This is a genomic window from Jatrophihabitans sp., assembly GCF_035474675.1.
Lineage (GTDB): Bacteria > Actinomycetota > Actinomycetes > Mycobacteriales > Jatrophihabitantaceae > Jatrophihabitans_A.
This window is the reverse complement of record NZ_DATINC010000012.1, coordinates 1-13,739: the sequence shown is the minus strand read 5'-3', so window position 1 is coordinate 13,739 and position 13,739 is coordinate 1. Positions and strand designations below refer to the sequence as shown.

Genomic DNA, 13,739 nt, shown 5'->3' with positions numbered 1-13,739 from the left:
GTGTTGCTGACCCTGAACGAGCTTGCGAGCACGGACGCCGATACCCGGCTCGCCGAACTGGCGCACACCTTCCGCCGGGTCGCGACCGATGCCGCGTTCCCCTGCATCTTCAGCCATCTGCCGTTCACCACGAGTACGGCGTACTTCTCGCTGTTCCGGCGCCGGCCCGGCGTGGGCGGCGCGGTGCATGCGGAGTTGCGCTCGCTGCTGCCCATCCTGCGCACCCAGCCCGAGGCGATCGCCGTTCTCTTCGTGGAGGGCCGCGACGACGAGGCCGCGACCAGCCTGGACGACGACCTCCGGCTCGCCCGGTCCATCGTGGCGGAAATCCGAGCCGAGGAGAGCCGCAACCACGGGCCGGAGGTGCTGGATCCGTCCGACCCGAGCTGGTCGTTGAAGATCGACGGGGTGGAGATGTTCGTCAACTTCAGCTCGCCCAACCACGTCGTGCGCACCAGCCGCAACGTCGGTCCGGCGTTCACCGTCATCGCGCAGGCCCGGGCATCGTTCGACCGCGGCGGCCGGGCCGGTTTGGCCGCCCGCGAGGAGATCCGGCGGCGGCTCGCCGCCTACGACGGCGTCCAGGCCCATCCGTGCCTGGGCAGGTACGGCGCGCCGGGGAATCGTGAGGCGCTGCAGTACTTCCTGGGGGACGGCACCGCCGCCCACGACGTGCTGGAGCCGCCGCATGACTGACGTCCTGGAGCAGGAGAACCGGGCACTCCGGAAGCTGATCGCCTCGTCCGTGGTGTCGAAGGCGGCGGACTACGGCCTGTCGCTGGTCGCGCCGCTCGCGGTGTTGAAGACGACCGGCTCGCCGGCCACCGCCATCTTCGTGATCTCGTTGCGAGGGGTCGCCTATGTCGCGTCCCCGCTGCTCGGCTCGCTGATCGATCGCTTCGAACGGCGGCTCGTCTTCGCACTCTCCCAGTTCCTGCAGGCGGCATGCGTGGCAGTGGTCGCGGCCGCCCTCGACAGCGAGCATGTCGTAGCCCTGATGCTGCTGATCTCGGGCCTGGGCGGTGTGGCGTCCTCGATCACCGGGCAGTTCGTGCTGATACCCGAACTGGTGGCGGCGGAGCGCCGCCCGCATGCGGTGGCCCGGCTCACCGCCGCGATCGAGTTCGCCAAGGTCGGCGGGTTCCTGCTCGGCGGTGTGACGGTCGGGGCGTTCGGAGCGGTCAGGTCGTGGCTGCTGATCGTGGCGCTGTATGCGCTCGCCGGCGCGATCGCGCTCACCCTGGCGAGGGTGCGGGTGGCCTCCACCGCGCCCACCTCGTTGCGCCAGGACCTGGCGTTGGGGTTCTCGTGGCTGGCCAAACCCGACATCGGCTGGCTGGTGCTCAGCATGTCGGTCGCAAACCTGGCGGTGGGGGGCCTGGGCACCGTGCTGGTCACGGTGCTCGCCGAGCACGGCTCGTCGCCGACGGTCATCTCGGTCTCGCTCGCCGTCGGGCTGCTCGCCGGTGCGGTCGGCGCGCGGGTGGCCCCCTGGGTGCTGGCCGCCCGCAGCCTGGAGGTGAAGATCCTGGTGTTCCAGGCCATCTCGGCGGTGGCGCTGGCAGCCATCGCGACGGAGCTGGGCAGCGCGGTCCTGATCGGTGGCTTCGCGCTGATGTCGCTGGCGCTCGGCCTGAGCAACGTCGCCTCCATCTCCTTCCGGCAGGACGTGATCCCCGTTGCCGTCGCCGGCCGGGTGAACAGCGTGATCCGCATGTTCATCGCCGGGGCCATTCCGCTGTCGGGATTCCTCTACGCCGGCGCCGAGGCGGCCGACCTGTGGCTGTGGCTGCCGGCGGTGGTGCTCGCGACGGTGTCCCTGCTCATCTGGATCACCTACATGGTGAGATTCCACAGCAGACAAGGCGAAGCGTATGCCCGATAGCGTGTGGCTGGTCCTGGGTCAGGTAGGGCTCGGATTCGCAGGCCTGGAGGAGAAAACCTCGCACGGCGGCTACGCGCTGCGGCTGCCCGACCCGCCGTCCGACCCGCCGGCCGTGGTCTGGCTGAAATATGACGACATCGTCGCCGACGAGCTCGCCTGGTGTCCCGGCGCCGACGGGCAGGGCGGCGAGCAGCAGCTGCCGGCCCTGACCGGCCGCAGCGCCGTCTGGAGCGGGGCCGCCTTCGACGTCCGCGCGCAGGCGCTCCGGCTCGGCAACGGCACCGACCGGCCGGCACCGACCTTCCTGGTCTTCGAACAACCGGATGGCGGAGCCGGCCGGGTGCGCCGGACGGTCTACGCGTGCTCCCGGATGCGCGAGTCCGGGCTGCTGTTCGGGCGGATCGGCGAGGACGACACCGACCAGGCCAGCCCGTTGCTGGCCTCGGTGGAGCGGGTCGCGCAGGCGCATCCCGCGGTGCTGCGCCGGATGAGCGACGAGTCCCGGCAGACCACCAAGTTCTTTCCGGACACCGAGATCGAGCTCAAGTTCACCTTCGAATCCGACGTCTCGCCCTGGGTCGTCACCTCGGACCTCGCGGCGGCGGTGCAGCGGCGGGAGCTGCCCGACTTCATTCCCGACGTCGGGAACGAGTACCAGCGCTGGAGCTACGAGCAGGACACCTTCGCGCTGGAACGCGACGGGGTGTCGGTGGGGTACGCGGCGTTCATGCTGACGCCGAGCCAGGAGTACGTCGTGAAGTACAAGATGTACCCCGCCGACGGGCTGCGCCGGCAGGAGACCTTCGACATGAACGTGCGTCTGGAGCCCTCGGATTTCCAGGACTACCTCCGCACCGCGCTTCCCGGCACGACGGCCAGCGCGCTCGCGCACCTGACCAGGTCCCGGTTCGACGTCAACGTGCAGTCGGCGCGAACCGGCCACTACTTCGGGCTGGAAATGGACGAGGTGACCGCGGCGGGCCACACGCTGCGCCAGCTCGAGCTGGAGTACCACCGCTCTCAACTGGTGGCCGGTTGCGACCAGGCAGCCGTGGAGCCGGAGCTGATGCGGTTGCGGGATCTGGTCGCCGGGGTGCTGTCCGACCGGGGCTACCAATACTCCGTCGGCTACCTGTCCAAGCTGAGCTTCCTCAAGGGCTTGCCGGTCCCAGCGCCGGGGTGAGCGGGCCGGGCGTTCTCGGAGCGGGCGCTACTCCAGGCCGAGGCCGCGCCGGCCGGCAGCGTTGAGTCCTGCCGCGGGAAAGCGGCCGGTCCAGTCGCGCTCGTAGTGCTCGGCGGGGAAGTCCGACGGGCTGGAGCCGGTTTCGAACGCCTCCCGCACCGAGGCGGCGTAGGCCTCGTTGCGCGGGCACCATGGCGCGGCGGGGATGTACATAACGTTGCCCCAGCCCCGTTGGTCGACCACTGGAGCAACCGAGTGGATCAGGTCGCAGTGCCACCAGACCGAGTCGCCGGCCCGCACGTCGGGGATGCCGGACAGCGCTTCGAGCAGCACCGAGTGGTACTTCTCGCCTGCCGGGAAGACCTGGTTCACCGTGACGCCGCACATGTCGTCCTCAGCCACGTCGGCCAGCAGCGGGCGCAGCATCAGGTAGGCCATCGCCTCCGGGATCGGCACGGTGTGCAGCACGCCCTGGTCGCAGTCCATGTCCGACAGCGCGGTCCAGCCCTGGAAGGTGCGAAACGCCGAGCACATGGTGGAGCCCGGGTACTGCGGGCCGGCGGTGCGGTAGGAGGCATCCCACGGGTCATAGGCCTCCACGGTGCCGTTGAACAGGTGTCGGAAAGCCCGCTGGTACGCCTGGGTCATCCACAGGTCCAGGGTGCCGGGGTCGAGGTGGGTGCCGAGGCCGGCGGAGCTGGCTCCCTCCGGACGGCGGCGAATCCGGTCGGGGTACAGCGAATCCCGGCCCGGGTCGAACCACCGCACCCCGCCGGACTCGCTGATCCACTGGCTGTTCAGGAATGCCTGAACGGCCGCCATCCGCTCGCTCTGTCGGGCCTGCAGCTGCGCCGGCGACCAGTAGATCGGATAGATCTCCGGCTTCGAGCCGACGCTCGAGAAGAAGTCGTCGCCCGGGCCACGGTAGTGCTCGAAGAACCGGTTGGCCTCGACGTAGTCGACGATGTCGCGGTCCCAGGCCAGCGCCTGCTCGCGCGGGAAGTGGCCCCGCACCACCAGGCAGCCGCGGCGGCGCAGGGCGGCGAGCTGCTCGGCGCTCACCGTGCCGGCGGCGATGTCGGCGTAGTCGATCACCGGCCACACCGGCTCGCCGTGCCGCTTGGCCGCGACCACGTCCCCGACCGCCGCCCGGACCCGTGCCTCGACCACCGCGAACACCTCTTCGACGGTCCGGCCGGACGCGGCGATCCGGGCCCGGATCGCGCGCTTGACGTCCCGGATCGCGGCCGGCAGGTCCGCGGGGGTGGTTTCCCAGTGCGGCAACGGGGCAGCGCGGACACCGGGGGAGCGGCCGGAACGGGGTGCGAGGTGGCGGTCATGACAGGGACTTCCTCTAGTTAGGGCTCTTTACTGAAGGCGACGGTACGGCCGGGCGAGTGAGCTAGTCAAGTCTCCTTACTGAATCTGTTAGCCTGTCAGCCATGACCTCCGAACGGCCCTCGCTCGCGCTGCTGCGCTCGATGTCGGACGAGGCGGTGCTGCGAGTCCTGCTGGACACCCCGCGACTGACCCGTGCCCAGCTGGCGGTGGCGACCGGGCTGTCCAAGCCGACCGCGGCGGAGGCGATCCGCCGGCTGGAGGCCGCCGGCCTGGTGCGCGACACCGGCGAGCGCACCACCGGACGCGGCGGGGTGGGCAGCTACTACGCACTCGCCGACGCTGCCGGCGTCGCGCTGGCGGTGGCCATCGCCCCCGACGGGGTGGTGGTCGAGGTGGTCGACCCCGCGGGCACGGTGACCGACCGGGTGCGCGAGGACGTGCGGCAGCCGGCCACCCCCGCCTCGGTCACCGCCCTGCTGCGCAAGGCGGCGCGCCGGGCCTTGGGTGCTCGTCCCGCCGGGTCGGTGCGGGTGGCCGTGGTGTCGGCCGCCGACCCGGTGGACCGGGTCAGCGGAGACCTCGTGCAGTTGCCGGACGCGCCGTTCCTGCTCGGCGCCATGTCACCGCGGGCAGTGCTGCGGCCGCTGTTCGACGGCCCGGTCCTGGTCGACAACGACGTCAACTGGGCAGCCCTGGCCGAGCGCGACGCCCGGCTGGCGCAGGGCCAGCAGTTGCGGGACTTCGTCTACCTCTACCTCGGCGAAGGGATCGGCCTCGCGGTGGTCGCCGACGGCGCGGTCCGGCGCGGGCACCGCGGCATCGCCGGCGAGGTCGCCCACGTCACGGTGACCGGGCCCGGCGGCACGGTGCTGCCGCTCACCGAGCTCTTCGCCCAGCTGGGACTGCGCCGGCCCGGCTCGATCGCCATCGACGTCGACCGGCTGCTGGCTGCGCTGCACCGCCCGGACGACGACCGGACGGCCGCCGCGCTGATCCGTGCCGTCCGCGACCTGGTCACTGCCGCGATCGCCTTCTGCGACCCGGAATGCGTCGTGCTGGGCGGGCCGTGGGGCACCGACCAGGCCGTCCTCGACAGCCTGCGGCGCGACCTGGACGGCCACCCGCGTGGCGTTCCGGTCGAGCGGGCCGTCAGCACCGGGGAGCCGTCCCTCAGCGGCGCCCGCACCGCCGCGCTCGCCGCGCTCCGCACCGACATCGTCGCCCGCATTCCCGCCTGAGCAGCCGCCCCATCGACCGACGTCCCGATCCACGACCACCCCGCTCTGGAGCTCCAGCCATGTTCGTCACCTCCGCCGTCGCCCCGCCGATCCAGGCGGTGCGTGCCGGCGTCCGCGGCACCTACGTCGCCTTCATCGGCTCCGGATTCGCCTTCGCCAGCTGGGCATCCCGGATTCCGCAGGTGCGCGACCACCTCACGCTCTCGCCGGCCCAGCTCGGCTTGGTGCTGCTCTGCATCGCCGCGGGTTCGCTGCTGGCGCTGCCGCTGTCCGGGCCGGTGGTGCACCGGTTCGGCTCCCGGCGGACGGTAGCCGGGATGGCGGCGCTGCTGGCGGTGGGCCTGGCCACCGTCGCGATCGGCTACCTCGCGGGCCTGGTCCCGGTGGTGATCGGCCTGTTCCTGCTGGGATTCGCCAACGGCGCCTGGGACGTGGCCATGAACGTCCAGGGCGCGCTGGTCGAACGCCACCTGGGCCGCTCGATCATGTCCCGGTTCCATGCCGGCTACAGCGTGGGCACGGTCGCCGGGGCGCTGGTCGGGGCGGTCATGGTCGCCCTGGGGGTGCCGGTCACCGCGCACCTGCTGGTGGTCGCGGTCGTCGTGGGGCTCGCCGTGCCGTGGGGCGCCCGCGCCTTCGTCGACGACGCGGCCGGCATCGCCGAGGATCCGGAGCAATCCGGCCGGCGCGGCGCGCTGGCGGCCTGGCGGGAGCCGCGCACGCTGCTGATCGGCGTCTTCGTACTGGCCTTCGCGTTCGCCGAGGGCACCGGCAACGACTGGATCAGCGTGGCCACCATCGACGGCTACTCCACCTCCGCGGTGCTCGGCACCCTGGCGTTCGCGGTGTTCCTGGCCGCGATGACGCTCGGCCGCTGGTTCGGTCCGGGGCTGCTCGACCGGTACGGCCGGGTGCCGGTCATCCGGGTGCTCGCCGTCCTCGGCATCGCCGGCACGCTGCTGTTCGTCTTCGCGCCGTCCACCCCGCTGGCCTACGCCGGCACAGTGCTGTGGGGCCTGGGGGTCTCGCTCGGCTTCCCGGTGGGCATGAGCGCCGGGGCGGACGAGCCGCGGTACGCCGCCGGCCGGGTCAGCGTCATCGCCTCGATCGGCTACTGCGCCTTCCTGGCTGGGCCACCCACCGTCGGCTTCCTCGGCGACCACGTCACCGTGCTGCGCGCGCTCACCTCGGTGGCGGTGCTGCTCGGTCTTGCCGCGCTCATCACCGCGGTGGTGGCTCCGCCGCCCGGGGTTCAGTCCACCGAGCGTTAGCGTTTCTTAAGGATCCGTTTGCCATCGCGCGCCCGCCGCCGGTCCTAGGGTGTGATCATTCCGTCAGCCCGACGCTCCGCGAGGTGGATCCATGGACACAGGCAAGGTAGCCAAGCCCGATTTCTCCGACCTCAGCGCGCTGTTCATCAACACCACCCTGACCCGGTCGCCGGCACCCAGCCACACCCAGCTGCTGATCGACCTCAGCGCCGGCATCATGGCCAAGCAGGGTGTCTCGGTCGACCAGTTCCGGGCGGTCGACCACGACATCGCCACCGGCGTCTACCCGGACATGCGCGAGCACGGCTGGCCCTCCGACGAGTGGCCCGAGCTGTTCCCCCGGGTGCTGGCCGCCGACATCCTGGTGATCGCCGGGCCGATCTGGCTGGGCGACAACAGCAGCCAGACCAAGAAGATCATCGAGCGGCTGTATGCCCATTCCGGCGAGCTGAACGAGCGCGGCCAGTGGCTGTACTACGGCCGGGCCGGCGGGTGCCTGATCACCGGCAACGAGGACGGCATCAAGCACTGCGCGTCCAACGTGCTGTACAGCCTGCAGCACATCGGCTACAGCATCCCGCCGCAGGCCGACGCCGGCTGGATCGGGGAGGCCGGTCCCGGCCCGAGCTACGGCGACGAGCTGCCGGACGGTTCCCGGGCCGGGCTGGACAACGACTTCACCAACCGCAACACCACCTTCCTGACCTGGAACCTGCTGCACCTGGCCGCGCTGCTCAAGCGCGGCGGCGGCTTCCCGGCCTACGGCAACCAGCGCCGGGAGTGGGACGCCGGTGCCCGCTTCGGCTTCGCCAACCCGGAGTACCGCAGCTGAACCCTCCCGGCGCCACGCTGGTGCCGTACCAGGGTGCACGTGCAGCGACCCGGGCGCGTGGCCGCTGCCCGGGTCGCCACTGCTCTTCGTCCGGCTGTGCAGAAGTTCAGCAGCCGGGATCGTCGTAACTGGTCAGTACGCGACCGAATACAGCTGCGACAACAGGGTGAAGTCGTCGGTGTCCGGCTGCTCGTAGCTACTGGCCATCATGGTCGCGGCGTACAGGCAACTGTCCGTCGCGGAATTGTGACCCATGCCCAACGCATGCCCCTGCTCGTGGCAGGTGGCTTGGCGGTACCCGGAGCTGTTCTTTGCGTAGTTGACCGTGCCGGCGCTGGTCGCGCAGGTGCCGTTGTAGTCGTTCAACTCTATCGACGCGCCGGCGATGTTGTAGTAGTTGGTGCTACTGGGTTGCAGGGTAGTCCGGCCCTCCCAGCCGGAGCATCCGTAGTTGGCGCTGGTGACGCCTACGCAGTGCTGGCCGGAGTAGTTCGGGCAACTGCCGTAGACGTAGTGCGAGTCGATGCCCGGCGTCTGGTTCCACACGCTGGTCGAGGCGTTGACCGGCCATGACGAACCGGTGTGGTCGACGAACCAGATCTGCGGGTCGGTGCAGCACCCATTGGTCCAGTGGAACTGGTGCGCGACGTTGGAGTCGGTGGCGCAGTTGTACAGCTGCGCGGTCCCGTACCGGCACGAGGTGATTCCCGCTGCTGCGAGTGCCGGCGTAGTCGATCCGGACGCTGTCGATCCGGACGCTGTCGATCCGGACGTCGCGGGCGCAGCCGGATCCTGCAAGCCGGTGACGCCCTGCTTCTTCAACAACTGGTACAGAGTCGAGGCGCTCTCGCCCGGCACCGGCGTGTAGAAGGTGATCACGCGCGACCCGTCGGCGCGGACCGACGAGGCCATCACGTCAGCGCCTCGCTGAGGAGTTCCCCATTTGGCCGGATCCGGCGCCGGCAGGGACAACTTGGGGTGCTGGGTCAGGTCGGTGGCCGGAGCCGCCGCCTTGCCCGTACCGGCGGGGGACGGGGCAGGGTCGGCCGCAGACGTGCCGGTGCCGATCAATCCGACGGCCGCGACCGTCAGCATGGCCGCGCCGAGCGCGGCGGGGGGTGCTAGACGGGGGAGATGGAATCGGTTCATTTCGCCCTCTCAGTAGTGATTAGGTCGATGTGCCGCTTTCGACCGTAACAACGGTCTCGTTATCAAAGCGTAATATTTTCGAGATCTGCATGAAATATGGCAGCTGCCGGCAACCCGGCTAGCCGATCGGCGCTCAGATAGAAAGATCGTGTGAGACAGATGAAAGTAGACCGGGATCACTCGATTGCCTAAGGCAAATCTTAGGTATGCAAACCTCTTGTGAGTTGTCGGTGCCCTGCGGCATAGTCCGCTGAGGCACCCAAGAAGCGAGGTCGCCGCCGCATTCTGACGGGTAGGAAAGAGAAGCCGATGCGTCCTCGACGACGTTCCGCGATGATCATGCTGGTGGCAGCCGGAGCGTCGGTGCTCACGGCCGCCGGACTGTCCACCGCCGCTGCCGCCCCGAGCGCGCCGCCAGCTTCGGCCACCACCACGCCGCAGAGCGTGATCGTGGTGCTGCGCGACCAGCTGGCCGGCACCCCGGCCAACAAGCACGACATGTCGCCACGCCGGGCCAAGGCCGTCAGCGCCCAGAACGCGGTGCTGGGCCGGCTGACCGGCAGCGCCCCGACCCACGTCAAGCACTTCGCGCTGGGCAACGCCTTCTCGGCGACCGTCACCCCGGCGCAGGCGGCGGCCCTGGCGCTGGATCCGCAGGTGGCCTCGGTCATTCCGGACCGCGAGGTCGAGATCGCCCAGCCCGTCCAGCCGGCCTCGAACACCACGCACAAGGCGACGACCGCGCCGCAGGTCGGCGAGAACGGCCCGTACGCTGTCTGCCCGACCGACCCGGCCAAGCCGCTCATCGAGCCGGAGGCGCTGCAGTCGATCAACGCGCTGCGCACCGACGGCAAGCCCTACGCCCAGCAGCTGGCCACCGGCGCGGGGGTGAAGGTCGCCTTCATCGCCGACAGCATGGACCCGAACGTGCCGGACTTCATCCGCCCGGACGGCTCGCACGTCTTCATCGACTACCAGGACTTCTCCGGAGCCGGCCCGAGCGCGATCTCCGACGGGCGCGAGGCCTTCGGTGACGCGTCCTCGATCGCTGCCCAGGGCACCGTCGTGCACGACCTGTCGCAGTTCGTCAACCAGGCGCACCCGCTGCCGGCCGGCTGCAACATCCGGGTCGTCGGCGTGGCGCCGGGGGCCAGCCTGGTGGGCCTGGTGTTCTCCAACAACTCCTCGATCCTGCAGGCCATCGACTACGCGGTGAGCACCGACCACGTCGACGTCCTCAACGAGTCCTTCGGCCTGAACACCTACCCCGACACCAGCATGCGCAACAGCCTGACGCTGTTCAACGACGCGGCGGTTGCCGCGGGCGTGACCGTGACGGTGTCCTCCGGCGACGCCGGCATCACCAACACCATCGGCTCACCCGCCGACCCGAACGTGATCCAGGTCGCGGGCACCACCGACAACCGGCTGTACCTGCAGACCAGCTACGCCGCGGCGAACTTCTCCAACGGCACCTGGGTCAGCGACAACATCTCCGCGCTGTCCTCCTCGGGCATCACCAACTTCGGCCGGACGGTGGACCTGGCCGCTCCGGGCGAGGGCAACTGGGCGGTCTGCGCCCCGGCCTACACCGGCTGCCGCAACTTCCAGTCCCCGCCGCAGCCCACCGACCTGCAGCCCTTCGGCGGCACCAGCGAGTCCGCGCCGCTGACGGCCGGGGTGGCCGCCCTGGTGATCGAGGCCTACCGGTCCGAGCACGGTGGCGCGTCGCCGAGCCCGGCGGTGGTCAAGAAGATCATCACCGGCACCGCGCACGACCTCGGCCTGCCTGCCGACGAGCAGGGCGCCGGCCTGCTGGATGCCCGCGCCGCGACCGAGGCTGCCCTGACCTGGCCCGGCGGCGGCTCCGCCCCGGCCGGCGTCAAGTCCAACCTGGTCACCAACGACGACCAGTTCACCCTGGTCGGCAAGCCGGGCAGCACGAAGTCCGGCCACGTCACGGTCACCAACGTCGGCACCAAGCCGCTGACGGTGGCCGCCGGCACCCGCGGCTACCGCACCATCGCCTCCCACCAGCAGAACGTGGCGTTCGACTCCACCACGCTGCCGACCTTCACCTACTACAACGGCCAGACCTGGGCGTACAAGAAGGTGACGTTCACGGTGCCGGCCGGCACCCAACGCCTGCTGGAACGGATGGCCTTCCAGGCCACCGGCCCGAACGACATCGTCCGGCTGACGCTGCTCGACCCGTCCGGCCGGTTCGTGGCCAACAGCCGCCCGCAGGGCGGTACGGCGACCGCGAACTACGCCAACGTCGACGTCCGCAAGCCGGTGCCCGGCCAGTGGACCGCCATCCTGTACTCGATCGCCGGACCGACCGGTTACCACGCGGCGCCGATCATCCTGCGCAGCGACGCCCAGCGGGCGATCCCGGTCGGCCGGGTCAGCCCGGCGGTGTTCACCCTGGCTCCCCGCCAGAGCAAGACGGTGACCGTCACCTTCCGGCTGCCGGCCGACAGCGGCGACACCGACTACGCGGTGACCTTCGCCAGCTCCGACGGGCACCAGACGGCGGTCTCGGCGATCCTGCGGGCCCTGATCGACACCCGCAACGGTGGCGCCTACTCCGGCGTCATCACCGGTGGCAACGCGCGCGGCGTCTCGCCGGCGCAGACCTTCAGCTACGCCTTCGACGTGCCGGCCGGCAAGCGGGACCTGGATGTCTCGCTGACGCTGTCCAAGGACCCGAACAACTTCGTCGACGTCGTGCTGATCGACCCCAACGGCCTGCTGGCCGACGTGGGCAGCAACCAGACCTTCGACGCCCAGGGCAACATCAGTTCCGGCCTCAACGTCCAGCTGTTCGACGCCCATCCGATCGCCGGGCGCTGGCACCTGGTCGTCGTCGTGCAGAACCCGGTCAGCGGAGCCGAGATCTCGCAGCGGTACTCCGGGCGGGTCACCTTCGACCGGCTGCGGACCCGGGCGACCGGGTTGCCGCACTCGACCGGCACGGTGCTCAAGGCCGGCAAGCCGGTGCAGGCGACGGTGTACGTCCGCAACACCGGAGTCCAGCCGCTGGCCATCGGGGCCGACCCGCGGCTGAACAAGGTGCAGACCCTGCAGCCGGTGCCGGTCTTCGGCAGCACCAGCTTCGACCTGCCCGATACCGGCAACGCCCCGGCCTACATCATTCCGCCCGACACCTCGCGGTTCACCGCGGCCGCCAGTAGCACGGTGCCGGCCCAGGTGGAGATCCAGGAGGGCTCGAGCGCCGGGGTCGACCTGTCCGGTGACCTGCAGGCCGCCAAGGCAGGCAGCTCGGTGTCGGTGGTCAGCATCAGCGAGCCGCACGGTTCCATCACCAAGGGCCTGTGGTTCGTCAGCGTGAACGAGGTCGGTCCGTTCAGCGACGCCGGCGCCCCGGCCGGCGAGACCACGATCACCGCGTCGATGCGCACCGCGGCCTTCGACCCGGCGGTCACCTCCTCCACCGACGACCCGTTCCGGATCTCGGTGGACCCGACCTCGGACGGCTTCGGCACTCCCGAGCTGGTCCAGCCGGGTGAGACGGTGGCGATCCGGATCACCATCACGCCGCAGGGCACCAAGGGGTCGGTGGTCTCGGGCCACCTCAACATCGTCACCCCGCCGCTGCTGCCGACCGGCCCGACCGCGCTGCCGCAGGTCACCTCCGGTGCGGTGATCGCCACCCTGCCCTACACCTACAAGATCGGCTAGCACTACACCACACGGCAGCGGCCCGTGCGCTGGAAAGCGCATGGGCCGCTGGCCGTTTGAGCGGGGCCCGCGCATTTGAGCGCATGGACAGCTGGCCGCTCGGGCGAATCTCCGTGCCGTCGAGCGGATAAGCCACTGCCAGCTGTGCAACTCCGCCGCCGGGAGCGCTCAGGAGACGCTGTCGCGGATCTCGACCAGGATCGGGATCAGCGACAGCACCAGGGTCACCGCCATCACCACGTTGAACGCGCGGAACTGGGCCGGTTTGGAGATCACCCGGCGCAGCCCCACCCCGATCAGCAGCCACGCCGTGGTGCACGGCGTGCCGAACACCAGGAAGATCAGCGCCACCGCCAGCACCTGCCACAGGAACGGCCCGTCCGTGGTGGTGTAGGTGACCAGCGCGCCGACGATCATCACCCAGGCCTTCGGGTTGACGAACTGGAACAGCGCCGTCTTGGTGAAGGTCAGCGGCCGGGTGGCGCGCGCATCGAGGTCGGTCACCGGGGCGGTGGCGATCTGGTACGCCAGGTAGAGCAGGTAGGCCGCCCCGATCGGGCGCAGCACGTCCAGCACCACCGGCCAGCGTTCCAGGAAGCCGCCCAGGCCCACCCCGACCAGCACCACCATGATCGGGAAGCCGGTGTTGATGCCGACCACCCCGGGCACGCTGCGGCGGAATCCGAAGCTCACTCCGGACGCCATCACCAGGGTGTTGTTCGGGCCCGGGGTGCCGCAGGTGGCCAGCGTGAACACGATCAACGACAGGTAGTTCATCGCGCGGGCGGCCTCCGTGAAAGTTCCTAGCGGCGAAACCTACCCGAGTCGATCACCGCCGCCGCTCGGTCAGCGGTAGTCCTGCAGGCTGCCCCGCCGCCGGATATCCAGGGTGGCGCAGTGGAAGCCGCCGGACAGCGTCCGGGAGTGCCGCAACCGGGTGGGCGCGACCGTGACGTCCCGCTTCTCCAGCTCCCGGATCAGGCTGGTCTGGATGTCGGAGACCACCGCCAGGTCCGGCCGGATCATCATGAAGTTCATGCCCTGCCAGATCGAGGCCCGCGGGTAGTCCCAGGCGTAGCCGGAGTCGACCAGGTCCGGGCACCACAGGATCTCCCAGTTGGCGAAGATCTCCGGC

General features: G+C 70.3%; 10 protein-coding genes and 1 pseudogene. 7 read left to right on the top strand and 4 right to left on the bottom strand.

The window, feature by feature from the left end; translation table 11 throughout:
• From VLJ82_RS01005 to VLJ82_RS00995, 3 genes are read left to right on the top strand one after another with little or no spacing between them, the layout of a single operon-like run.
• On the top strand, window positions 1-696 hold the full coding sequence (locus VLJ82_RS01005; RefSeq protein ID WP_408661457.1) for a YqcI/YcgG family protein: 696 nt from the start codon (window positions 1-3) through the stop codon (window positions 694-696).
• Window positions 689-1,885 (top strand): MFS transporter, encoded by a 1,197-nt coding sequence (locus tag VLJ82_RS01000; protein WP_408661456.1) that lies wholly within the window; start codon window positions 689-691, stop codon window positions 1,883-1,885. Before VLJ82_RS01005 ends, VLJ82_RS01000 begins: the two co-directional genes overlap by 8 nt.
• Window positions 1,875-3,068, top strand: coding sequence for a hypothetical protein (locus VLJ82_RS00995; RefSeq protein WP_408661455.1), 1,194 nt, complete (start codon window positions 1,875-1,877; stop codon window positions 3,066-3,068). Before VLJ82_RS01000 ends, VLJ82_RS00995 begins: the two co-directional genes overlap by 11 nt.
• A 27-nt stretch (window positions 3,069-3,095) precedes the next feature.
• Here VLJ82_RS00995 and VLJ82_RS00990 read toward each other — a convergent pair whose 3' ends face one another.
• Window positions 3,096-4,352, bottom strand: a complete 1,257-nt coding sequence (locus tag VLJ82_RS00990; protein WP_408661454.1) for a YbiU family protein — start codon at window positions 4,350-4,352, stop codon at window positions 3,096-3,098.
• Window positions 4,353-4,510: 158 nt separating this feature from the next.
• Here VLJ82_RS00990 and VLJ82_RS00985 point away from each other — a divergent pair, with 158 nt between their 5' ends.
• The 3 genes from VLJ82_RS00985 (at window position 4,511) to VLJ82_RS00975 (ending at window position 7,750) form a co-directional block, all read left to right on the top strand.
• The gene (locus VLJ82_RS00985; RefSeq protein ID WP_408661453.1) at window positions 4,511-5,647 is read left to right on the top strand and encodes an ROK family transcriptional regulator; all 1,137 of its coding nucleotides are present in this window, start codon (window positions 4,511-4,513) and stop codon (window positions 5,645-5,647) included.
• A gap of 59 nt (window positions 5,648-5,706) precedes the next feature.
• The gene (locus tag VLJ82_RS00980; protein WP_408661452.1) at window positions 5,707-6,918 is read left to right on the top strand and encodes an MFS transporter; all 1,212 of its coding nucleotides are present in this window, start codon (window positions 5,707-5,709) and stop codon (window positions 6,916-6,918) included.
• A gap of 91 nt (window positions 6,919-7,009) precedes the next feature.
• The gene (locus VLJ82_RS00975; RefSeq protein ID WP_408661451.1) at window positions 7,010-7,750 is read left to right on the top strand and encodes a flavodoxin family protein; all 741 of its coding nucleotides are present in this window, start codon (window positions 7,010-7,012) and stop codon (window positions 7,748-7,750) included.
• Window positions 7,751-7,882: 132 nt separating this feature from the next.
• On the opposite strand, the gene VLJ82_RS00970 is transcribed toward VLJ82_RS00975, so the two are convergent.
• Complete coding sequence (locus VLJ82_RS00970; protein ID WP_408661450.1) at window positions 7,883-8,845, bottom strand: matrixin family metalloprotease; 963 nt, start codon at window positions 8,843-8,845, stop codon at window positions 7,883-7,885.
• Between the two features lie 363 nt (window positions 8,846-9,208).
• Between VLJ82_RS00970 and VLJ82_RS00965 the strand changes: the two genes are divergently transcribed.
• Entirely contained in the window at window positions 9,209-12,604 is a 3,396-nt protein-coding gene (locus tag VLJ82_RS00965) for a S8 family serine peptidase (protein ID WP_408661449.1), read from the top strand.
• 168 nt (window positions 12,605-12,772) lie between these two features.
• Here VLJ82_RS00965 and VLJ82_RS00960 read toward each other — a convergent pair whose 3' ends face one another.
• Together VLJ82_RS00960 and VLJ82_RS00955 are read right to left on the bottom strand one after the other, a co-directional pair.
• Window positions 12,773-13,381: a LysE family translocator gene (locus VLJ82_RS00960; RefSeq protein WP_408661448.1), complete on the bottom strand. Its 609-nt coding sequence runs from the start codon at window positions 13,379-13,381 to the stop codon at window positions 12,773-12,775.
• Window positions 13,382-13,450: 69 nt separating this feature from the next.
• Window positions 13,451-13,739: pseudogene (locus VLJ82_RS00955) on the bottom strand (inosamine-phosphate amidinotransferase 1); the annotation flags it as partial.

What these genes read in the sequence shown, in the direction of transcription:
- VLJ82_RS01000 (WP_408661456.1), top strand. Translation starts at nt 689, where the DNA reads ATGACTGACGTCCTGGAGCAGGAGAACCGGGCACTCCGGAAGCTGATC.
- VLJ82_RS00995 (WP_408661455.1), top strand. Translation starts at nt 1,875, where the DNA reads ATGCCCGATAGCGTGTGGCTGGTCCTGGGTCAGGTAGGGCTCGGATTC.
- VLJ82_RS00985 (WP_408661453.1), top strand. Translation starts at nt 4,511, where the DNA reads ATGACCTCCGAACGGCCCTCGCTCGCGCTGCTGCGCTCGATGTCGGAC.
- VLJ82_RS00980 (WP_408661452.1), top strand. Translation starts at nt 5,707, where the DNA reads ATGTTCGTCACCTCCGCCGTCGCCCCGCCGATCCAGGCGGTGCGTGCC.
- VLJ82_RS00975 (WP_408661451.1), top strand. Translation starts at nt 7,010, where the DNA reads ATGGACACAGGCAAGGTAGCCAAGCCCGATTTCTCCGACCTCAGCGCG.
- VLJ82_RS00970 (WP_408661450.1), bottom strand. Translation starts at nt 8,845, where the DNA reads ATGCTGACGGTCGCGGCCGTCGGATTGATCGGCACCGGCACGTCTGCG.
- VLJ82_RS00965 (WP_408661449.1), top strand. Translation starts at nt 9,209, where the DNA reads ATGCGTCCTCGACGACGTTCCGCGATGATCATGCTGGTGGCAGCCGGA.
- VLJ82_RS00960 (WP_408661448.1), bottom strand. Translation starts at nt 13,381, where the DNA reads ATGAACTACCTGTCGTTGATCGTGTTCACGCTGGCCACCTGCGGCACC.